Consider the following 22,150-nt stretch of genomic DNA (forward strand, 5'->3'; position numbering starts at 1 on the left):
AGTAAATCAACCAAAGAATCCTTTATTTATAAAGATTTCTATCTCTAGCTTTGCATAATATATAGCTTTTCATAACCGACTTTATGTGAAGCTTCACATAAAGTCGGCAAGACCACCACCACAAGCAATTTAGGAATTGGATTGGCAAAACAGGGAAAGAAAGTGCTTCTGATTGATGCGGACGCACAGGGAAGTCTTACCGCAAGTTTAGGCTTTACAGAGCCGGACAGTCTGGAAGTCACGCTTGCAACCATTATGGGGGATTTAATCAATGACGAGGAAGTAGAACCGGGAGAAGGCATTCTCCACCATGAGGAAGGGATAGACCTTATGCCGGGGAACATTGAGCTTTCCGGTCTGGAGGTTTCCCTTGTGAATGTGATGAGCCGGGAAACGGTACTCCGGTCATACATAGAGATTGTCCGGGAGAGTTACGATTATATTTTAATTGATTGTATGCCTTCTCTCGGCATGATTACCATAAACGCCTTTGCCAGCGCCGACAGCATATTGATACCCGTACAGGCGGCATACCTGCCCGTCAAAGGCTTGCAGCAGCTTATTAAGACGGTGGGAAAGGTAAAGCGGCAGATTAACCCGAAGCTGGAGATTGAAGGGATCCTGCTTACAATGGTGGACAGCCGAACGAACTACGCAAAGGACATCAGCGCCATGCTGAAGGAAGCCTATGGAAGCCGGGTGAGGATATTTGCCAATGTTATTCCCATTTCCGTCCGGGCGGCGGAGATTTCAGCGGAGGGCATCAGCATTTATAAGCATGATCCAAAGGGAAAAGTGGCGTCAGCCTATGATTCTCTGACAAAGGAGGTGCTTGCAGATGGGCAGTAACGCAAAACCAAGAAGCGCATCAAAGGTTGCTCTGGAAAGTTTTGATGATTTGTTCGGTGGAAATACCGCACAGGAAAATGGGATAGAGCAGATTATCAATGCGCCACTGGCAGAGCTTTACACGTTCAAAGACCACCCGTTCCGGGTGGAGGACGATGAGAAGATGGAGGAAACAACCGAGAGTATCCGCCAGTATGGGGTGCTTGTGCCGGGGATTGCAAGACCGAGGGCGGGTGGAGGCTATGAAATCATAGCCGGACACCGCCGCAAACGTGGCTCGGAGCTTGCCGGAAAGACGGAGATGCCTGTGGTTGTCCGCAACTACACCGATGATGAAGCTACGATAATCATGGTGGATTCCAATATCCAGAGGGAAGATATTTTACCGAGTGAGAAGGCGAGAGCCTACAAGATGAAATATGAAGCCATGAAGCATCAGGGGAAGAAGTCAGGCAGAAACACACTGAATGAGGTCGGGGAAGCTGCCGGGGAAAACGCTAAAAGGTACAGCGGTATATCTGGCTTTCCCGTTTGACTGATGAACTCCTTGCTATGGTGGACGGTAAAAAGCTCGGTTTCTCACAGGGCGTTGACATTTCCTTTCTGGCGGAGGAAGCGCAGCAGTGGGTGCAGGCAGTCATAGAGGAAAAAGGCTGTAACGTCAGCATGGTGCAGTCGGCAAAAATAAAAGAGTATGGCAAGACCGGGGAGCTTACCCTTGCAATGGTGCGCCTGATACTGACGGAGGAAAAGCCAAAGGAACGGAAGGTAACACTGAAAGCGGACAAGATCAGCGAATATTTTGCGGAGGACTGCAGCAGTGAGGAAATAGAGGGCATCATCATTCAGCTATTGGATGAATGGAAGAAAAGACAATAGAGGGGAGGTGCATCAGCGTGGATGGCACAATAAAATTTGACTATTATTATGGTATCGAAGCGGAACAGTTTTCTTTTTACCGGGTTCCGAGGCTGCTGATAAAAGACGCAAGGTTTAAAGAGTTGTCCAGCGATGCAACTACTTCATCAAATGCAGTAAACGGCATTAGAGATTCAACAAAACAAAATTCCTTTTGTGTTATCGGATAATTACCGAGTATGCCTGCTGTCCATTGATAAAATGATTTTTCATCTTGGCACCACGATAATATCGTATCTACATCCGAAGCTTTATATGGTCTTATTCTAATCATACATTTTCCCTCGCAAATCGGAATTCTGATAAGACACTTTTTATAGGATTTATTAACTGTTATATCTTATCTGCAAAAAATCTGCAAACCCTTGAAAATGCTAAATTTATAGCGAGTGAGTTTGCCCTTAGACTTTCCCTTGTGTTATATCCTTTTCCCTCGTGTTACGAACCCTCATAAGGGCAAAAATAAGGGAAGGAAAAACCTGTAACAAATTATAACATGAAATGAACAGGACAGGAAGAATTGATTGGAATGCTTTCACAAATTTCTCCAAAATACAGACAAGAAAGGACAGATAAGATATGAGATTTATATATGCAGAATACAATATGTACCACAACAGCGTTGATGTAACAACCTTTGACGGATATATCCTACGGATTGACTGTAATGTAGCAGAAGATAGATTACGGACTACTCCCCGTTCTCAATGTGCGCTAGATGCTTTAGCAATAGACGAACCACTTGAATATGCCCGATTAACACTTGATGGCAACTTGCAGATATGGGTAGATGCAGAGGATGATTTAGAAATTTGGTAATAATAGAGTGCTGGCTGTTCTGAATCTGACTGGTGAATGCCACAGTCTTTCCTATGACGCACTGACTGCCCATACAGCAATCGTGTTTACCAGATATATGCTGCTTGCTTTGGAGTAGCACAGGAATGAAGATCAGAGGACTCTGGGGGAGCTGTTCTTCTTTCTTGTAGATGAAATGGCGGATATAACATTCTCACATTCCCTTTGTATCCTGATGGAAGCAATGATGGCAAGTCTTCATGATATCCTGAAACTGAGCAATGAGCAGATAGCAGCTTTTACTGCAGATTTTGAGAAGCGTTTACCAAAATATCTTCAAAAAGCATTACATCCAGCAGCAGTATCGGCATAAATACTGTTTTGTTAGCTGAAATATTGAATTTTCGAGGTACGAAGCCCATTTAAGATATGGGAAGTCTTAGTAATTAATATACAAATTAGGATACTGATTATAGATATCCAGGAAATAGTATTTCGTTTCTTATTATGACTTCCTGTTCTCATTCAGTATCCCTCCTATCTCTACTTAATTAAAAGTCTTTCAACTGCTCCGAGCCTTCCACCACTCCTATTAACTGAATGCTCAAATTTAGATATCAAAGCACCTATTTCCATATTTGAACATTTATTAAGTGTACTTCTATCATAAATACCAGACATTACCGTAATATTGTCTTCAACTACATGGACAACTACTTTATTCACTGGTAGCAACGCCATTAAATCTCTAGCAACTCTAATCGAAATTGCAGCAATCAAGTTTTCAAAACTACTATTATTAACACCACCATCCAACAGATCATTTGCATTATGTGAAAACTCTACCTCTATATAACTTGGTTTATCCGTGCCAAATTCAAAGTTTCCGCTGTATAATAACAAATCATCAACGGGTCTTAATTCTTCTATTGCTTTTAAATAAGCATCTATGTTTCCACTCAATATATCTGGAGCTATTTTTTTACAGAACTGCCAAACATCAGGATTTATTAATAACTCGTCAGCTGTAGCACCACCTAATATCTCTGTCCATTCGATGGTTGCATCACAATATCTATATATATTTTTAATATCTTCCTCTGTAAGATTTATTTTCTTGCTTTCATCGACATTCCCAGGCTCCAAAGAATCCGAATAATCCCATGGTATTTCACTACTGTCTATATCTATAAGTTCTGAAAATGCACTTGTCCCACTAGAAGAAGTTGCCACTTCTCTCCTGTCTACACTTCGACTCGCCTCTGGAATATCAACATATTCAGACTCATTATCATATATTGAATCCATCGAAACGAGTTCATCATATCTTTGCAAATCAGATTCTTCGGGTACCTTTTTTCTACCAAACAGACCATTGGTTGCTCTACTTGGTTGGGTACTCCTATTTTGTTTTTGTCCACCAATCTTTTTTGTATCTGTATAATAAATACCTGTTCCCGGAAGGCCAACGGTTGTTGTGACTCTACCACTGGTACTTATAGTTTTATGATATCCTTTTGTTCCAAGAGAGACACTCATCCCAGTTTTACTGAAATTCAACTTGACCCCTTTGCACAAGGATACACTTTTTCTGAATCGTAATCCCATTCTTATCTCTCCATTATCAATACTGAACAATCATCGCTGGATCCAAGTTCTTGAGCCTTTTTCCATAGTTTAACTACTCGTTCTTTTATTGGTATAGGTTCACACAGTATTTCTTCAAAAGTATCTATATCAACGTAATCATGTATTCCATCTGATGTCATAATCAATGTATTTGGAATAGACTCCATTAAAATTGTTTCTACAGATAACATTTTAAGCAAATCATTGTCCCCTCCACCAAAACACGAAATAATCTCGCTTTTATTACACATTTCAGCAGCTTCGTAATTTCCTTGACGAATCAACCATTGATATGTTGTGTGGTCAGATGTTAACTGTTTTAAATAGTTTCCTTGCAACGCATATAATCTGGTGTTGCCAGAATGAGCTATTTTCAAGCCTTCATTACAAAAAAATACGCCTGTAAATGTAGTTGCCATTTGTTCTTTTCCGGCTATTTTTTGTGCATTGTCTATCAAGCTTATGTTTGCATCTTTCAATAACAACTCTAAAGCGGCCTCATCATCTGTTTTCTCATAATTACACTGTATATAGTCCAACAAATAAGTACTAGCTTCATGCCCTCCGGCATTACCTCCTACTCCATCGGCAACTGCAAACCATGAACTCTCAATTTTTTCAAATACAATAACCGCATCTTGTGAGATAATATTTTCTCCATTAAAAACACTATCATCGCATATTTCTTTTCCAATACCTGTTTTTACAAGCGCAGTAACTATCACGAAATCACCTATCTCTCCGAGCAAACAAGTGAGTATGGCATTTTTTCAGCATTAATTTGCTCAATTACTATTTCCTTATCTCCAAAAATCTCATTATCAAACATATATCTAGAAAGAGGATTAATGAACAAGCTCTCAACAATGTTACCTATTCCTCTACCACCATTTTCAAGATTTCCAAGAGCTGCATCTTCCAATGTTTTCATTGCAGAATCTGAAATAGAAATTTTAATGTTCTTTTCAGACTGTACATTCTTAACAATCTTATCTATTTGAGCCGCCAAGATGGATTTTGCAACATCTGGTCTAATAAAATCAAAAACAACTATATTCTCACCAATTCTATTAAGAACTTCTGGTCTGCCTAACTGAAGCTTAAAATAATCTTCGATACCCTTTCTCACATTTTTCTGCACTTCTTCATAAGGCATATCTGGATTAACTCTTTGGACTCTTTCGCCCATATTATTGGTCGAATATATTCCTAAGTTGCTTGTGAAAATTATTATTGTTTCTGAAAAATAAACTGTATTACCTTGACCATCCGTCATTCTTCCATCCTCCAATATCTGAAGAAATTTGTCTAAAATTGACGGATGAGCCTTCTCAATCTCATCAAACAACAAAATTGAAAAAGGATTATTCTTTACCGCATTTGTAAGCTGTCCACCCGCTTCGTAACCCACATATCCAGGAGGCGCTCCTAATAACTTTTGATCACTGTGTGACTGACCATACTCACTCATATCAAAACGAATGCAATTATGTTCATCACCAAACAATTTTTCAGCCAATGTTTTTGCTGTTTCTGTTTTACCCGTACCTGTTGGTCCCGCAAAAAACAACACTCCTTTGGGCTTACCAGAAGATTGCATCCCAGACATTCCAGTCATAGCTCTCTTTATTACATCTAATGTTTTTGTTAATGCTATTTCCTGTCCTTTTACTCTTTTTTCGAAGTCAGCATGAGCATTCTGCATTTCTTGATATTTGAGTGTATTCCATGGATTCTCTTTAATTCCAAACTTATACAAATCTACAACATCACACATATTTTTGATGTGAATTTGCTGATTTTTTGATAATCTTCGTAATCCATTTAGTTCAGTAAAAGTGAATCCTTCTGTTAATGCGACAAATTTATCTTGTATTTTTTCAAGTTCGTCTGGATGTTCTTGATAGTAAGCATTTTCTTCTACAAAGATATCACTTGCAAAAAAGCTAGGGAAATTGGCTCCTTTAACTAAAGCCTCACGTTCCTCCTTTGATGGAGTTTTCAGCAAAATCGTTTTTACATTTGGATTGTCCAAATAAAACCAAGCTGGCAAATCGTTAATCTTATTAACAAGAAGTATCACAACATTTTTTAGTATTCCATTTTGGGTTCTGACATCTTTTCCTTCAATAGAGGCCTGTAATAAAATTGTAAAACTATCAATTTCCGACTGCTCCATATTACTAGGAGACGCAATATATCTAGATGCAAAATCCATTACCACAGCTGTAGCTTCATTTGCTTGTGAGATAGCTTGCTTAACAATATTTGAAGCCGTGCCATTTCGTCCCTTAAAATCGGCCCTTATATGTTGATCCTCAAGACTCCCTCCAACCAGTTTTGCAAAATTTTGAATATAGCCATCCTCACAATTGTTGTAGAATCCTCTTATGCTATCGTAAAATGCAATATTTTGATATCCAGCATCCTTAAAATAATAATGAAGATATTCAACAAGCCTTAATATGCTACCTTTTTGAACACTTCCATCTGTTGGATATTGGTATTTATCCAACACATTTCCTTCAAGAATGATTATAGGTTTAATCTTATCAAAGATTTCTAATTCCCTATGCCACTTCGGAATAAAATCACCCATTGTTTGTCTCCTCCAATCCCATTTTATTCATCAAATCATTTAGTTCCTGTTCGTATCCCCGTCTATGAATTCCCACAGAAATCACACCGTCAGTTGTTGTAAAATTTTGTATCTCATTCTCTCCATTTATAAGATAGTTATCATACATATCCTTATAACTTTGGTTTAATACAATGATATTTTGGTTAGTTGAACCTTTCATAAAACAGTTCTCATTTTTTTCTTCGATGTATTCCCCATCGATTAAAACTGCTATTTTTTCTAAAATAGAATGATGTTTATCATTCAAATAATCAAATTTGTAACCCGAATATATAATTATGTCTTGAGTAATTGTGGATAAATAATTTACTAACTTTTCCAAATCTTCTGCCTGTTCAAAAGGATCTCCACCTGTAATTGTAAACCCATCAACCTTATGATGTTCTGTTATTCTTTCAATTAACTTAATGACATTTTCTAAAGAGACCTTGTACCTATCCTGTAATTCCCACAATTCCGGATTACTACAACCTTTACAAAAATGAGTACACCCATTGAACCAAATACCTACACGGTTGCCCGGACCTAAAACTTTTACTGGATACAACAATCTTGCTACGTACATGAACCAATTCTAATCACAAAATATGCAGCCTCATTTTGACGTTGTCCATTTTGTGAATTACCTCCTAATCCTATTTCATCTCCATCTTTTAACTCTTTAGGATTATCATCTTCTATTTTTACATTGTTAATATATGTATAATTTGTTTTGCTAAAGTTGAAAACATACAACTTTCCATCTATAATTTTGAATTCCGCATGTCTTCTACTGACATATGACTTATCTCCCAAATAATCCTGAAGTTCATTCTCACGTCCAACAACGGTTGATTCAGAGACGAATTCATAAGCAAAAGATCCATCCAAACTAGAAATAATAAACTTGTTTGTTTCTTCTGTTTCCGCCTCATCTGGTGACGGAACAACCATCGAAATATCCTCTCCGCAGCTTTGACATTTTCTACTTTGTACAGGATTCTTAAAACCACAATCACACAGACGAATCATCTTAGCTGTAGAAGAAGAAACATTTTCTTTTGAATTCTGTTCAGATTGCGCTTTTTCTGTGTCTTCATCTAAAACACGTGTGCTTGATAAATCAGTTTCACACTTCGAACATTCCAACATATATGGTTCATTATGTTCTCCACACACAGGACATATTTTATACTTTGCCATATCTTATCATTCGTCCTTTCTTAAATATCCTTGGGTAGCAGTTGACTTATGAGTTTTTTTAGCCTCATAGCTTACCACATCCTCTTTCATACAATAGTCTGAAGTGTTTATTATTTGGGCAAATTGTGCTTCGGGTGGCAAAATAGACACACGATGACTTACTATACCCATTGCCCTCAGTTTTTCTTCAATTTTTAAATAGTCATCGCAAAACGAAACCATATCTTGTGCCAAACTTTGGCATTCTGCTTCACTTGGAATTCTGTCCTGATCATCTAATCCACCTAATTCCATAGTAATCTGTCCTTCATCGCTATACGTAACATTTACAGCAGTACCTTCATCGAACAGGTACAATTCATTTGTAAATCTTCGGCCATCCTTTCTAACAACTTCACGATTGCCAATGACCTTGTATCCCATTTCCTGCATTGCTTTATCAACACATTCACTTATGTACTCTTGTTCTTCTTTTCTTTGAATTATTTTTTGCATATCCTGAATTTCTTTTTCTAATTCTTCAATGCTCTCTAAAGAAAAGGAAAACTGCTTTTTAGGAACACCCAATTCACCAACTAGCACTTCATACTCTGCACATAATTCTTCAAACCTCGCTCCATACTCTAAAAATAGGGAATTATACGCTTGGCACTCTTTCAAAAACGGTATAATTGACATTGCATAATAATTCTCTATAAAATCTATACTATCTATTTCAGCAGCCTTTTCCTTTAGTACTATGAACTTAGCTCTTAATTCATTAGAAATTTGAAATCCTCTAATTTCTTCCAATGCTGCATCAATTTTCGAAGTATAATCCGACATATTAACCGCTGGAAGTTCTTCCTCTATCCTTATAAATGAAATTGTGAATCCTTCAGAAATTGCAGCATTTATCTCTTCTCTGAATTCTTCATCTGCCTTTCTTAATTCGGATGACATTTTCACTTCGCCATCAGACAACACCTTCGTCATTTCCTTTAATTTTTTATTTGTAGACTCCATCACAGACAATCCACTTTTTTCAGAAACAGTTCCGGCATCATTTAGGATTTGCATAGCCTTATTTCTTACCGATTCAAGAGTGTCTATTTCAAAAGTACTTTTTCCAGTTTCAGAAACTATTCTTCTGAATTGTGCAATTTCTGTATCAACCTTTGAAACTATCTCTTTCAACCCAGCTACATTTTGCTTTAGCATAACCGTATTTTTTTGAATCTCTCGCTGAATTCGTCTCTGCTCCGCTAAAATCCTTCTCTGCTCGGGTGTCAATGTATATCGAGAAGTTTTAGGACCACTCATATCTTTTCCCTCCTAATTTAATACTTTCTGTCTCCATTGCTCTATTTCTTTTCTCTTACCCAGGGCAACAAGCCAACTCTCGAACTGACAATCTAAATTACCATCATAATCAACAAGACTATGACAGAGTTCTTGAAAATCATCAAAAGACTCATCTACCATTTTTTTCATAAACTCGTTTAATTCACCAACTGTTCTAAAGTCCTTGTCTCCAATATGCATAAGTTTCTGGCCAGAAAGCATATATCCTGTCATATACAAGTTAATTCTTCTATCGCGCCCGCTAGTATAGGCTCTAAATGATGATTCTAGACTTTCCACAGCTTTAAGCATCTGTGTATTTTTTGCATCAAACTGTCTAACATATGCAGAGAAAATAGAGTTATTAAAGATTTCTGTAACGTATGAATTTAAGCTTTTATCGTCTTTCCATAAATGTTCTAGCAAATCTCTCCCTAATGCTGGAAGACTCTGATACACTCGACCTTTCCAATAAAACTCTGTGGTTTTTGGATTCAAAGCGTACATTGTTGACCAAAAAATCATATCATCTTTTCCACTTTGTCTAGTTGCATCCATTTCGGCCTTCCTACATATATTTTCAGCTGGTTTATCAAATCTTCCAAAATACTGTGAAAAGTTACCACGAAACAGTTGTTTCTTTCCATCATCCCAATTTTCAACAAGAGCTCGAACTAATTCTTCTCGTTTTATATACTTCTTTCCTTTGAACTCAAACGGAGGTATTTCCTTCCTATCAATACCTTCGCCGGGTATAGTTTGTTTAATACCACTGCACCATTTTTTTACTTCGTCATAGCCCCATCGTCTATTAGGATTCTCTTTGTTCTTACGATTAGTAATATCATAGTATGTTAATGCAATTATGAGTTCCTTTAATTCTTGTGGCATATTTGATGGAAAAGGAATTCTTTGCACTGAAACATATTTTTCAATTTCTTCTTGTGGCATATTATCATATGGTGTTTTTCCACAATATAATTCATAAATGGTTATACCCATAGAATAATAATCGGATTCACTCAAAAATAAATCTCTAAATGTTTCGGGTGCCGAGTACTGTGGAGTCATACCAGTTCTAGTAACAATTACCGTGCTACCCGATTCAACAGCTGAACTTATACCAAAGTCTATAATCGCTATGCTTTTTCCACCTTCGGTAATCATAATATTTGAAGGTTTCAAATCTTTGTGAATGATTCCATTATCGTGCATAGCCTTAAGTCCATTATTTAAACAAGGGATTATCACATTTTTTAATTGATCTAATTCTAGTTTCTTTCCTTGCAGGCTTCCTATTGGGTAATATGGCATTACTTCAACAGTTGTCCCATTCCACTCACCCATATCACATATTGGTGCGACATATGGGGAAGAAATATTCTTCAATTTTGCAATTACATCCGGCTTTATCGACATTTCTCTTCGATACACTTTTGCTACATACTTCTTATTACCATGCTCACATATGTATAAATCTGCCTCTCCTGATTTAACTTGCATTTTTTCTTTGACCACATATTTTTCGCACAGAACTGTCCCCACAGAAATATGTGTTCCAGAAACACTTCGATTAATTACAGTTGCATTGCCATTAGAGGGATTAACATTTCTATTAATCATAGTGACATTACTTCCAGATTTTATATTTTTATTTATTTCTGTTACATTTGCCATTTATTATCCCTCCAATAGCTGTACTCGTTCATCAGATACCCTAACGATTCCCCGCTTTTCTAATGATTCGATTGCCTCAAGCATTCTTTGACGTATCTTAGCGCCCGTCTTTTCAAATCCAAAAATTCTCGCTGTCTCCAAAATCAAAGATGGTACTTCAACGCCAAATGCACCTGATAAAACTAATTTCATTGCTTCTTCTATTTCCTTTAACGGAATATATTCAATATTTCTATCTGGACTTCCAGCAAGAGAACGTCTAACTTTTATTCGAGAAAAATCAGAAAGCGTTATAAAACTATCTCTGTCAATTTTTATTTCGCCTGACATCTTTCTCTTTAGAGCATAATCAACACTATTCCTGATTGGGGCAGTTACCTTCTCATTTCCAAAGCAACCTGCCATTCTCTTATACAAAAGTTCCAAGTGAATTGGCTGCTCAACTCTAATCACTTCGTGCATTCTGTCAGCAATTCTTGATTCATTATCATTGGCCCTGTATGTTGTAACATCCCACCAATGACCTTCTTGATACCTATCAAGATTATATGGATTATTCTGATTAATAGGTTGAACATTCTTATTTGACGAAATTTCTTCTGTCTCAACTTTAATCTCTTCATTTTTTCGCTCTATCGTTTCAAATTCAGAATAATTCTTTAATGCATCTGTGATAAAATCAATTAATTTCTGTTTTGCCACCTGCTCGTTTTGAATCCACTCAGTAGACCAAACTCGATACATCTTCCAGCCCATTCTCTCCATAACAGATACACGCAAATGATCTCTATCACGTACAGTTCTTGCCATTTGATATGAATCACCATCACACTCTATACCAGCAATATATGCGCCTTCAATTTCAGGATGCTCTATGGCCATATCAACCGTATAATCTGATGTTCCTATATTGCGCTTAACCTTATATCCTCTACTTTCAAGGAAAAGTGCTACACTTTCACTAAAAATATCAGTTTCATAAAGTCTATTTTTCTTCTGTACAGGACTAGACTCTCTAACGGTTCTAGATGCAAATTCAATATATGTTCTCAACATCCTAACACCTTCAGATTTAGTTTTATCCAAATCTATATCCTCTGGTTGAATGGATCCAACAAGTTTTACATTATATTTTGCTCTAGTAATGGCAACATTGAGTCTTCGTTCTCCTCCTTGATGCCCAAGAGGACCAAATCTCATGAACATTCTTCCTTGAGAATTCTTTCCATAACAAATAGAGAAAATAATAGTATCTCTCTCATCACCCTGCACGTTTTCCAAGTTTTTAATAAAAAATGCCTCTTCTTTTTCTTCTGAAAAGAAACCATCATACTCTCTATGCTTCTTTCTAAATTCTTGAACGGCATCTTCAATTGTACTCTGCTGGCTTTCACTAAAAGCAATTATTCCTAGTGACCTCTCCGGATGTTTTTTGATATGTTGCTCGATTAATTTAACACAATATGCTGCCTCTTCTTTATTGCACCTATTCTCATATACACCATTTTGCACATAAATATATTCAACACCAGAGTCCGCTTCGTTCACTTTACTGCTCGGAAATGTAACTAAATTATTTCCATAAATTTCTCTGTTTGAAAAAGAAATCAAATCTTCATATCGGCTTCTGTAATGCCATAGCAATGATCTGTTCGGTATTGTGTTTGTAGCTTCCTCCAAAATAGAATCAGAGATGATTTCATCATAATCATCGTCATCTGAATCGTAATCCGAATCATTGTTAGTACTAGCCGCAAAGAAATTTGTTGGTGGAAGCTGTTTGCTGTCACCGGCAATAATAACCTGGGCTCCCCTAAAAATTGCTCCAATAGCATCTTGCGGAAAAATCTGCGAAGCCTCATCGAAAATAACCATATCGAACTTATATGTATCTGCTTCCAAAAAATATGAAACAGAAAGTGGAGACATCATCAAACAAGGTTTCAACTTAAGTAAAAGATTTGGTATTGATTTGAATAACTTTCTTAATGGCATTATTTTTCTCTTCTTGCCCAATTCATGAATCAATACCGACATCTCATCTCCCGTTCTGTTGAACATAGACTTGTCTGGCATTCCTTCTATTAATTTTTCCCTTATTCTCATTTGTGCAACAGGCAACTGATGTGTATCTAATTCTCTGAATTTCTCAACATTATCAGAATGAATTCTTGCATTGAACCCTCCAATTGCCTTTACATCATCAGCTCTATCTCCAATCCATGCATAATAGAATGCCTTTAAGAACACCCTATTTAACTGACCTTCTGGGAATACAATATCTTCTGACTGCTCAACAAATTCTGTGAGACCATTTTGTTCGCAAGACGCTTTACACTCCCTATAGTCAATCCACAAATCCATAGTTTCAAACTGATCCACACATTTGTTTAATTTATTTGCAAATTTTTCAAAATTAGTAAATCCCGGTTTAATATCAGCATTAAACAACTCGATAAAAGCATAAAAGAGACTCTTTTTACTTATAATTTCTGCAATATATTTTTTTATCTCTTCTACTTCATTTCTTTTACCCTTATTAGAAATAAATTTGAGCCATTCTATGCTAACACCAGTTTTTTCAGGCAATGCCACAAACTCTTCGAAATTAGAAATTAAAGTTTTCAATGAAGCCCAATTGGTATCTGCATTTATACTCGCAAATGCAAATTTCTCTCGTGCAGATTTCAAAAGAGTTTCATAATTTGCTTTCATCAAATTATAATCCTGCAATTTACTCATATCTGCTTTTATTTCTGTATACGATTTATTTCCCTTCAAATATGCTTCAATACCTGCGATTTCCGATTTAATTGCTGATATTATTCCCTGTGAATCCACAATTGAATCATTCATATCTACAAGTCCATTTTTAGAAACATTTGTAAACTTATTTGAATAATCCCGGACAGCATTTATTAATGTCTTGGTGCTATCCACTTCTGACTCTGTCAGTACAGACGCTGTTACTGTCAACTGTTTTCCAAGCAATTCTTCTCCCCTATGTTCTAATGCCTGCATCTCATCCATAAGGTTCAAACACTCTGTTAATTTTTTAAGTAAAGCAACATTTTCTTCATATGATAATCTCTTATCTGCACTAACAGACCTATTTTGTATCTTACTAGCATCTTCCATATAACGAGAATTAAGGAGTTCTATCAAATCAGACTTAATTTCACTATATGGTCTCGTACCAATAACCCATGACTCTATAATTTTTATTTCTTTTATTACTTCATCCACTGCACTTATAGAACCATTTATACTTTCAATTGTTGCCACAATTCCTGTATGACTAATAGGAGAATACATCTTTAATAATTCTTCTCCAGATGATATAAGTTCCTTCACAGTCTCAACTTCCTGTAAAGATAAAACTGAGTCGATGTCATTGAACTCTGCCACATTCAGTATTTTAGCAGCTTTACCAAGTTCATTACTCTTTACTTCAAGAAGAGCTTTTCTTTCTCTTAATTTTTGCAATAAAGCAATAGCTTCTTCATTCGTTATTTTCTTTTTAACGTTCTTATATCCAAGACGTAACTGTTTTATATCCTCCCTGTATTGCTTTTTGAATATTCTAAAAAATCCTGTATATTCAACTTTAAAGCGATTAAGCATATTATCCACATCAATCTCAAATATACTTTGCTCACATTCACCTAGGATTTCATTTTCTAATTTGCTTATTTCTTCTTGTAATCTTGTTTTCTCAAACAAAACCGTACACACATCAAGGAATAACTGTAATTTCTGAATAGTATCATTAGAATTTGACGGCATATATGCAACATTCATTTTGTCAAAATATACCTTCAAATCCGCATAAGTAGCATATAATTTCTTTAAATCAGAACTAATATCATCATATTTTTCATAAATAGAATCATCCGAAAAATCATCTCCAATTTGATGACGAACATTTATACATGCGGCCTCAAAAGATGCATAAAACTCCTTATTTATGCCGAAGACTGTCTCATCATATCTCTCGATAATTTTCTTTATTAACGATGCATAATCAACTTCAAAACGATTAAGCATTTCAACAGCTTCTATATCAAAAATGTTGCTATTATATCCTTCAAGAATACCTGCTTCAATTTCTTTAATATGGGCAGAAGTCTTTTCCATTTTTATCAAAATTCCGCAGACTTCAACCAAGCCACAAATGTACTTCAAAGAAGAATCTGTGTTTTGATTACAATAAGCAGTATTCATTTTGTCATAAACGGCTTGTAACTCTATTACTGCTGTTTGAAAAGCTTGTAACTCTTCGGCCAATTCAGAATATTGTTGAAACAGAACACTATTAGTATAATCCTTTCCTAATAGTTCTCTTGCGACATCACAAACACCTTCATAATTTGCCAAAAATGATATTGGATCAATATCAAATATTGACTCTTGATATGAGCGTACTATTTCCTCTTTCTTATTGCCGATTGCATCAATTGTACTTTCAAGTTCAGAAAGCAATCTCTTTTCTTGTGTTAAGTCTTTTCCAATCCATTCACTTGGAGCGTCTGAACATCTATCCAACAAAGAAAATGCTTGATAGTATGCATCAATATTATCTAGACTACATATAGCAAGAATATTTTCCCCTTCAACTACGCAAGTATTAGGTACTCGACTCAATATCCACTGGAGTGTGCTCATCTTTTCTTTTAATTCTTCTTTTTGCACATTACCTAATCGTGAAATCGTGATTCCTTGCCATGGGTTTTTATACCACTTTTCTCCCAACGAACCTCTTGTCATCTCAAGATTTTCAACTAAGAGACCCATTCTATTTACTTCATCTTTAGAATAATCTCCAATTCCATCTAATGTTAATCTAACAAATGGTAAATCCTGTAACTCAGCAATTGCTCCATAGACTTCATACAAACTCATCTCAATAGGCATTATTGTCTTGTGTATATCCTCTACATAGCACTTAAGTCCGTCTCTCAAAACGTCTAATCTAGTTAGCTTTGCAATTTCTTCATCTTTAACTTTTATATGCTTTAAATTCAGATTTTGTCCGAGTTGCTCCAAAATCTCCTTTTTATTCGCCTTATGGCTATGGAGAGCCAAGCAAAAATCTGCTAGATGAACCTCTTCAAGTCGTCTGTGTACCACTTCAAGCGCTGCCATCTTTTCTGACACAAACAATATCTTTTTGCCATCAGCCAACCCTTGTGCAATAATGTTTGTAATCGTTTGGCTTTTTCCTGTTCCTGGAGGTCCTTGCATAACAAAACTGACGCCCTTCTGCGAGAGCAGAATCGCATCTTGTTGGCTAGAGTCCGCATCTACAACTTGATATAACTCACTTGCTTTCTCTTTATCGTGATCGAAATCGATTTCCGAAATACGGTCTGTATTTAATGCTGTTGTATCTCCGGCAAATGCCTGAATAATTGGATTATTTTTTATCTCTTCCTCATTGTTGAGAATATCCTTATACATACTTATCTTTAAGAAAGATACTAATCCTAAACTTGTCTCTCTTAGGACTCTCCACCCTCTTACATCTACTAACTGCTCCATTTCAGACATAAAGTCCTCAAGAGAATTCTCGTCCGGGTCAAATTCTGGAAGTGTAATTCCATAATCACATTCAAACAAATATGCCAAAGTAGGATTAACTACTAAATCATCCTCATATTTTTTAAGTACATATGGAGCATTCAACGATTCCAAAACAAGGCTGACAGGAACTAAAATTAGTGGTGATTTAATCCAATTATCCTTGCTTCCTTTTTCTCTCCATTCAACAAATCCGAACACTAAATATAAAATATTAGTACCCTGCTCATCCAACGACAATCTAGCCTTATTTCGCAAATCTTTTAATGTCTTTTTTGATTCTTCGACTGTTCCTGCTGCTTTGATATCTCCCAATCTAACCTCAACAGGTGCTGAAAGAGAGTCCATAAGTGATAAAACAGAATAAACTCTTATATCTGAATCCTTATCAATAGCCTTTTGAAATGTAAGTTTCTCTTCTTTCACAACCAAACGATCATACAAGCCTTCAAAACTTGGTTCAAGTATGCGTAGAGTAGCCCTCTTGGTCTCTCTGAAGGAAATCATTTTATTTCTTTTTCCTAAATCGAGAAGTTGGTTTTCCCAATATTCAACTTTCTTATTAATCAACTCTGTATTCATGGCATTCTCCTAAATCACACATACTTTAAACTAATCATCTTGATTGTCTTTTTTGTTCTTGTTTCTCCAATTTTTATATTCACCAGAAGTCACCCTATTATCCGTAGGTTTTTCAGCATTAACAGGAATTGCCCATGCTTTTCCAAACTTTGTGACTCCCTTTATTTTTCCTTCTGCACATAAAATTTGAACCGTCCTTGATGTCAGTCCCCACTTTTCAGCTATTTCCTTAACTGTTGTATAACCTTCTATCATCATTCACCTCATAATAAGACAAAAATAGCATTACCGAATACGGCAATGCTACATAATCAAAGCAACTGGCAACCATTTTACAGGCCCTATAGTTTTGCGTCATTTTCTTTCAAAAATTTTGCCAAAATATTCTTTTATTATCATACTCGTTTTTGCGAAATTTGTCAATATAATCTCCTTGATTATACAGGACAAACGCATGAATGTTTATTCTCTTTATTATGCTTCATTGTCAAGTCTTACAGGCTTAATATCTGTTCCAAATACTTTCTGGCATTCATACTGATACAATAGCGTTTCTTTCTCAGTGACAGTTTCTTTCCCACATCAAAAAGTTTTAATATGGATAAACACCATTTATTTATGATATTCAGATTCTGTGCTGCTGTTTTATCCAAAGTAGTGTTGGCATCTTCTTTAAACGTTACATCCAAATGCCAGTGCATAACCTCCACTGACCAGTGTTCCCTCACTGTCCTTGCAAACAGCTCCACATTTAACGGCAGGCTGCTGATATAATACCTCCTTTCTGTTACCTGTTTCCCTGACTGTTCCGTTGTCTTACAGATCATCCCTATGCTTTTTATACCTTTCCAACGGCTTTTTTCCTGCATCCAGCCTATCTTACTGCATTGGTAATATTCCCTTGTTTCTATTTGGGAATGGGATTTTTCTTTGGTAATTCTATACCCGTTCTTTCATTTGGGCTGCGGATTCCCAAAGACATTGTACACCTTCAGGATGATGTCCACAGTTTTCTGTCAGTATTCTGTAGGATTCTTCTGCTATTTCAGTAGGCAAAAATTCATACGAAACACTATCTGCCAACCATTCATGCAAATCAGTTTCTACACGCATCTCAATATTTAAGTCTTTTGACAAAATAGCTGCGCTGTGTAATGTCCTGCCATATGGTGATGTGATAATCAGTTCAGCATATCTTAGTCGGCTGTCTTTTGCAGTTTCATGAATCTGCTCGATTCCCTTTTCAGATAATGTCATCATGTTATAGGCAAAACCCTTATAAAACTTCTTTCCTGCCATTGACACATCCATTTCGCCATGACGAATGAAATAGAATACAGCCATACATATTCTCCTCAAATTCCGCTTGTTGTTGCGTTTAGTTTAGCACATTTATAGGACATCTACAAGATTCCGTGTATGAAAAAGTTAAAAGAATGAATTCTTCACTTGACAATGTGGCAAAGAGGGCATGAGCCTTGAAGATATTTATACCCAATTTAATATAGACCACCCGGCAGACTTTACCGGGCATTCCCTTTCCGTCAGCGATGTGGTGGTGCTGCATCAGGACGGGGAGAACACAAGCCATTATGTGGATTCCGTTGGCTACAGGGAGATACCGGAGTTTACAAAGGAACTTTCCGTATCAGCAGAAGTCACTGTGGAAAAAGCGGCGGTCATGGAGGAAACAGCAGAAGAAAATACAGCAGTCGAGCCGGATAATGACAAGGTTTCCTATTATGTCATTGAGGATTTATCCACATGGGCGGAGAACAGCCCGGAAAAAAGTAAGCTGGAGCATTTTGACAGCCTTCCGGAAGCGGTGGCAAAATTTGCGGAGTACCGGGGAGAAGATGTGGAGGACAAGCCGGATATGGCAAGGGCAACTCTCGGCTTCAATGTCAATGGCAGCGAGTTTGACCTGATCCACGTCAGGAACCATGAAAACTGTCTGTCACTGGATTTTACACACAGCAGGGCGGCAGAGGAAAGCAGCCGCTTCATGGATGATTTGCAGACTTTATATCATGAGGTCGGTTTTGATAAGGTAAGGGTACACCGGGAGATGTCACCGGAGGAAATCAAGGATTTTGTGAAACAGCGGTTTGAGCATCAGTTAAAGAGCAGCGGTCTTGATGATATTTCCCTCTATATGGACAGGTTTGATACACTTTACGGACAGGGGAAAATGGAACACCTCATGCCGACAGCTAACCAGAAGCAGATAGTGGAAGATGTACCGTTCATGGAGTGGGAAAATCCGTACATAGACACCAAAAGCCAGACAATGGGCAGAGAAGAAACAGAGCTTGTCTTCCGTCTGGCAGACCGTTATATCAGTATTCAAGAAGCTACGGAGGGATATGATTACACCATTTATGATATGAATTACCGGGAGCTGGACGGGGGTGTGTATGACAATCCGGACATAACAATTAGACAGGCACTTGATGAGATTGTAACGGATTTGAAAGAGCCTATGCACAGGAGTGAACTGGAGGGCAGTATCCGCACTGATGATGAACTGATACCGATTGATTATGATGGATTGATGGAAAAAGCGGAGCAGGCGGAAAAAGGGCATCTTGAGGAACGGATCAGAAACGAAGTGCCGGGTTCTCTGGAAAAGTGGCAGGCGGCTTTCCTTGCTGCAGAGATAGACCAGCTTTCCTACGATTATGATACCATTCAGTATAATCATACAGTGGAGGACAGGGAAGCGCAGATAGCGAACATCACAGAGGACATCAGGAACGGGAATACCGGGTATCTGAACGATTTCCTCAATGCGCTCATTTCAGACAGTATCAGAGAGGGCATGACGGATATTTTCGGGAAAGGGACGGAGCTTGATGACAGTGAGGGCGTACAGACCGCAAGGAAAGCAAAGGAGCTGTTAGACAAGCTGGCGGAATATAAGCCGCTTGCAAAGATTGAGGAACTGGAAGAATGTAACTATAACATGATTGATAACGTCCTGAACAATGAGAAACCGAAAGAGGAAAAGCAGACAGGCAGAATTTCCATAAAGGAAAAGCTGGCGGAGAAAAAAGCGGTTATCGAACAGAGGGATAAGGGAGAAAAAGAAGTCCCGGAAAAGGGAATGGAGAAAAAATCAGAGAGGGAGATATAAGCTATGGATAAATTTACAGTGGAAGAAATCAATTTGATGTGCGTGTTTGAGGGGCAGGACAGGACGGGCATGATTGCCGAAATAAAGAATATAATCCCCCACATACAGGACAGCGATATGGTGGAGCTTGCGGAGCAGGTCACAGGGAAACTGGAAGCCATGAGCGATGAAGAATTTGCACAGGTCGCATTAGATGCGGCGGAGTAATTAACGCAAAACTTTTATAGCATTATTCGACATAACGTGCTATAATCCTCTTAGTCAGATTAGAGCGAGTAGGGATAGTCTGCGGTTGTCCTTTCTGGAAACGGAAAGGAGGTCGGTATGAACACACTTGAGATACTTACACTGCTGTTGGTCATTTTCGCAGCATTAACATACTTAGACAACAGAAACAACCGCAAATAACGGAAAAGGCTATCCTCTACTGCGAATAGAGAATAGCCAGTGATCCGTTTGTTTTTCTAAAATTGATTACTCGTTTCCGATTGAACAACCGTCGGACGTGCTAGAATCCTTCGGCTTCTATGATGATTATAAACCAACACTGCGGATTTTGCAAGAGGGTTTAGGAGATGGGGGCGCTTCGGCGCTCCTATTTTTTGTGGATTTGTAGATTATCTTACATGAAAACGGTCTTGTCTGCAAGAAATTTTTCTGATTTTATAAATAGATAGGAAGGAAAGAGTGGGATTCCGCCGCAGCCGGCATTGTGGGGAGTTATGCACACTGTCCACGATGCTTTTTTTTGCTTTTAATGCCTTTTCGGGGCTGGATATTACCGGGCAGGGTTATTGTCCCGGTCTGGCTGTTCCTGTGCGTTTTTTGGCGGCTCTGTGCGCCCTAAATACTGGTTCAGGTTCTCCAGTTTCCGGTTCAATGATTTCAGCTCCTTATCGCAGTTTTTGTAAGTGGCGGTCAGTTCCTTCTTCTGTGCGGTCAGCCCTGATATTCTGCTTTCAGTTTGTCAATGTTCAAGCCTTTTAAATGGATGCCCGCCTGTTCCAGCATACGCTTTGCGCCGCCATAAAGTATAATCTGGCTTTCATGCTTGCGGAAATATGCGTCAGGGTTTTTCGATTTCTTATAGGCAACATTGTAACACTATTTGAAGTCAATCGCTGCGGTTTCCGGCGCACAGGCATAGGAAGAAATATAGATGCTTTCGTCCGTCTTGTCCGGGTTGCATATGTAGGCTACCGCTTTATCAACGGTTACTGTGATAGCATGGATTTTTGTGTATGCCATACCTGTTTCATCAACTCCTTTACTTCGTCCATATCTTCCTGATAGACATGGTTTGTGCTGTTAATTCTTTTTGCAATCTGGTTCAGGCTGGAGCTGATCCGTCCAAGCTCCGTATTGTATTCTCTTAAAAAACTGTAATCCACATCATAGACGTATCCGTATAAAATCAGCTTCCGGATGAAAGCCGATTTGCTTTTCATGCCGGACAGTTTAAACTTCTCGTCAAGGATATACTGCTCTTTATCATCTAAGTGAAATTCATTCCGGTTGGTTCGTGTCCTGTTTGCCATTTCTGCATCGTCCTTTCTAAATTTGGGCATAAAAAAACTGCTGTAACTTGTCCGGTTTACAACAGTCTGGTTTCGTGTCTGTTCAGTTGTTCTTGGATAGAATTATCCATGTGTTATTGTAGCAAATCTGCGGGGGAAGGTCAAGGGCTTGCAGAGAAAAACGAAAAGAAAACCAAAGAGGGTTAGGGATACTTCCCTATGGAAATTTCATCATACGGACGGTAGGGAAGTATGGGGAATTTCGCCCATGTGTCCGGACATGGGCAGTGCTTGCTATTCTTGTCTTTCGACACTCCC

The 22,150-nt window shown here is 37.7% G+C and carries 16 protein-coding genes, 4 pseudogenes and 1 riboswitch; of the genes and pseudogenes, 7 read left to right on the forward strand and 13 right to left on the reverse strand.

The annotated features are described in order from the left end of the window. Window positions 1-102: 102 nt before the first annotated feature. From NFS18_RS14090 to NFS18_RS20075, 5 genes and pseudogenes are all read left to right on the forward strand, one after another. Window positions 103-849, forward strand: a pseudogene (locus tag NFS18_RS14090) (ParA family protein); the annotation flags it as partial. Next, window positions 839-1,728 (forward strand): annotated as a pseudogene (locus tag NFS18_RS19770) (ParB/RepB/Spo0J family partition protein). The pseudogenes NFS18_RS14090 and NFS18_RS19770, both read left to right, overlap by 11 nt. Before the next feature lie 17 nt (window positions 1,729-1,745). After that, entirely contained in the window at window positions 1,746-1,937 is a 192-nt protein-coding gene (locus NFS18_RS14100) for a hypothetical protein (protein WP_251391363.1), read from the forward strand. A gap of 409 nt (window positions 1,938-2,346) precedes the next feature. After that, window positions 2,347-2,586 carry a DUF6061 family protein gene (locus NFS18_RS14105; protein WP_016278976.1) on the forward strand — a complete coding sequence of 80 codons (240 nt, stop codon included), beginning with the start codon at window positions 2,347-2,349 and terminating at the stop codon, window positions 2,584-2,586. 13 nt (window positions 2,587-2,599) lie between these two features. Beyond that, window positions 2,600-2,938, forward strand: a pseudogene (locus NFS18_RS20075) (IS4 family transposase); the annotation flags it as partial. Window positions 2,939-3,108: 170 nt separating this feature from the next. Here the strand turns inward: NFS18_RS20075 and NFS18_RS14115 are convergent. The 11 genes from NFS18_RS14115 to NFS18_RS14165 form a co-directional block, all read right to left on the reverse strand. After that, window positions 3,109-4,173 carry a DUF4236 domain-containing protein gene (locus NFS18_RS14115; RefSeq protein WP_016278978.1) on the reverse strand — a complete coding sequence of 355 codons (1,065 nt, stop codon included), beginning with the start codon at window positions 4,171-4,173 and terminating at the stop codon, window positions 3,109-3,111. Window positions 4,174-4,175: 2 nt separating this feature from the next. After that, a complete protein-coding gene (locus tag NFS18_RS14120; RefSeq protein WP_034219727.1) occupies window positions 4,176-4,919 on the reverse strand; it encodes a PP2C family protein-serine/threonine phosphatase in 744 nt (247 codons plus the stop codon). A gap of 8 nt (window positions 4,920-4,927) precedes the next feature. Beyond that, complete coding sequence (locus NFS18_RS14125) at window positions 4,928-6,793, reverse strand: AAA family ATPase (protein ID WP_251391292.1); 1,866 nt, start codon at window positions 6,791-6,793, stop codon at window positions 4,928-4,930. Next, window positions 6,786-7,400, reverse strand: a complete 615-nt coding sequence (locus NFS18_RS14130; protein WP_016278981.1) for a 4Fe-4S single cluster domain-containing protein — start codon at window positions 7,398-7,400, stop codon at window positions 6,786-6,788. The genes NFS18_RS14125 and NFS18_RS14130 overlap by 8 nt, the downstream gene beginning before the upstream one ends. Then, on the reverse strand, window positions 7,391-8,017 hold the full coding sequence (locus tag NFS18_RS14135) for an FHA domain-containing protein (RefSeq protein ID WP_016278982.1): 627 nt from the start codon (window positions 8,015-8,017) through the stop codon (window positions 7,391-7,393). The genes NFS18_RS14130 and NFS18_RS14135 overlap by 10 nt, the downstream gene beginning before the upstream one ends. A 6-nt stretch (window positions 8,018-8,023) precedes the next feature. Further along, window positions 8,024-9,319: a hypothetical protein gene (locus tag NFS18_RS14140; RefSeq protein ID WP_251391295.1), complete on the reverse strand. Its 1,296-nt coding sequence runs from the start codon at window positions 9,317-9,319 to the stop codon at window positions 8,024-8,026. 12 nt (window positions 9,320-9,331) lie between these two features. Beyond that, the gene (locus NFS18_RS14145) at window positions 9,332-11,017 is read right to left on the reverse strand and encodes a serine/threonine-protein kinase (RefSeq protein ID WP_016278984.1); all 1,686 of its coding nucleotides are present in this window, start codon (window positions 11,015-11,017) and stop codon (window positions 9,332-9,334) included. Between the two features lie 3 nt (window positions 11,018-11,020). Next, window positions 11,021-17,179 carry a DUF4011 domain-containing protein gene (locus NFS18_RS14150; protein WP_251391297.1) on the reverse strand — a complete coding sequence of 2,053 codons (6,159 nt, stop codon included), beginning with the start codon at window positions 17,177-17,179 and terminating at the stop codon, window positions 11,021-11,023. 30 nt (window positions 17,180-17,209) lie between these two features. After that, the gene (locus NFS18_RS14155; RefSeq protein WP_331477705.1) at window positions 17,210-17,437 is read right to left on the reverse strand and encodes a DNA-binding protein; all 228 of its coding nucleotides are present in this window, start codon (window positions 17,435-17,437) and stop codon (window positions 17,210-17,212) included. A 54-nt stretch (window positions 17,438-17,491) separates the two neighbouring features. Next, a riboswitch (cyclic di-GMP riboswitch) is annotated at window positions 17,492-17,567 on the reverse strand. A 106-nt stretch (window positions 17,568-17,673) separates the two neighbouring features. Next, window positions 17,674-18,117 carry an ISAs1 family transposase gene (locus NFS18_RS14160; protein ID WP_277613633.1) on the reverse strand — a complete coding sequence of 148 codons (444 nt, stop codon included), beginning with the start codon at window positions 18,115-18,117 and terminating at the stop codon, window positions 17,674-17,676. 1 nt (window position 18,118) lies between these two features. After that, a complete protein-coding gene (locus NFS18_RS14165; RefSeq protein ID WP_251391299.1) occupies window positions 18,119-18,523 on the reverse strand; it encodes a histidine phosphatase family protein in 405 nt (134 codons plus the stop codon). Between the two features lie 130 nt (window positions 18,524-18,653). Here NFS18_RS14165 and NFS18_RS14170 point away from each other — a divergent pair. Beyond that, window positions 18,654-20,315: pseudogene (locus NFS18_RS14170) on the forward strand (LPD16 domain-containing protein); the annotation flags it as partial. Window positions 20,316-20,318: 3 nt separating this feature from the next. Beyond that, window positions 20,319-20,522, forward strand: a complete 204-nt coding sequence (locus tag NFS18_RS14175) for a transposon-transfer assisting family protein (RefSeq protein ID WP_251391301.1) — start codon at window positions 20,319-20,321, stop codon at window positions 20,520-20,522. A gap of 897 nt (window positions 20,523-21,419) precedes the next feature. Here NFS18_RS14175 and NFS18_RS14180 read toward each other — a convergent pair. Both NFS18_RS14180 and NFS18_RS14185 read right to left on the reverse strand, forming a co-directional pair. Beyond that, the gene (locus NFS18_RS14180) at window positions 21,420-21,563 is read right to left on the reverse strand and encodes a hypothetical protein (RefSeq protein ID WP_251391303.1); all 144 of its coding nucleotides are present in this window, start codon (window positions 21,561-21,563) and stop codon (window positions 21,420-21,422) included. Continuing rightward, window positions 21,530-21,853, reverse strand: a complete 324-nt coding sequence (locus NFS18_RS14185; protein ID WP_251391305.1) for a MobC family plasmid mobilization relaxosome protein — start codon at window positions 21,851-21,853, stop codon at window positions 21,530-21,532. The genes NFS18_RS14180 and NFS18_RS14185 overlap by 34 nt, the downstream gene beginning before the upstream one ends. Window positions 21,854-22,150 lie beyond the last annotated feature (297 nt).

This window comes from Mediterraneibacter agrestimuris, assembly GCF_943193195.1.
Taxonomy (GTDB): domain Bacteria; phylum Bacillota; class Clostridia; order Lachnospirales; family Lachnospiraceae; genus Schaedlerella; species Schaedlerella agrestimuris.

What these genes read in the sequence shown, in the direction of transcription:
- NFS18_RS14115 (WP_016278978.1), bottom strand. Translation starts at nt 4,173, where the DNA reads ATGGGATTACGATTCAGAAAAAGTGTATCCTTGTGCAAAGGGGTCAAG.
- NFS18_RS14145 (WP_016278984.1), bottom strand. Translation starts at nt 11,017, where the DNA reads ATGGCAAATGTAACAGAAATAAATAAAAATATAAAATCTGGAAGTAAT.
- NFS18_RS14150 (WP_251391297.1), bottom strand. Translation starts at nt 17,179, where the DNA reads ATGAATACAGAGTTGATTAATAAGAAAGTTGAATATTGGGAAAACCAA.
- NFS18_RS14130 (WP_016278981.1), bottom strand. Translation starts at nt 7,400, where the DNA reads ATGTACGTAGCAAGATTGTTGTATCCAGTAAAAGTTTTAGGTCCGGGC.
- NFS18_RS14135 (WP_016278982.1), bottom strand. Translation starts at nt 8,017, where the DNA reads ATGGCAAAGTATAAAATATGTCCTGTGTGTGGAGAACATAATGAACCA.
- NFS18_RS14125 (WP_251391292.1), bottom strand. Translation starts at nt 6,793, where the DNA reads ATGGGTGATTTTATTCCGAAGTGGCATAGGGAATTAGAAATCTTTGAT.
- NFS18_RS14155 (WP_331477705.1), bottom strand. Translation starts at nt 17,437, where the DNA reads ATGATGATAGAAGGTTATACAACAGTTAAGGAAATAGCTGAAAAGTGG.
- NFS18_RS14185 (WP_251391305.1), bottom strand. Translation starts at nt 21,853, where the DNA reads ATGGCAAACAGGACACGAACCAACCGGAATGAATTTCACTTAGATGAT.
- NFS18_RS14105 (WP_016278976.1), top strand. Translation starts at nt 2,347, where the DNA reads ATGAGATTTATATATGCAGAATACAATATGTACCACAACAGCGTTGAT.
- NFS18_RS14175 (WP_251391301.1), top strand. Translation starts at nt 20,319, where the DNA reads ATGGATAAATTTACAGTGGAAGAAATCAATTTGATGTGCGTGTTTGAG.
- NFS18_RS14140 (WP_251391295.1), bottom strand. Translation starts at nt 9,319, where the DNA reads ATGAGTGGTCCTAAAACTTCTCGATATACATTGACACCCGAGCAGAGA.
- NFS18_RS14180 (WP_251391303.1), bottom strand. Translation starts at nt 21,563, where the DNA reads ATGGCATACACAAAAATCCATGCTATCACAGTAACCGTTGATAAAGCG.
- NFS18_RS14165 (WP_251391299.1), bottom strand. Translation starts at nt 18,523, where the DNA reads ATGGCTGTATTCTATTTCATTCGTCATGGCGAAATGGATGTGTCAATG.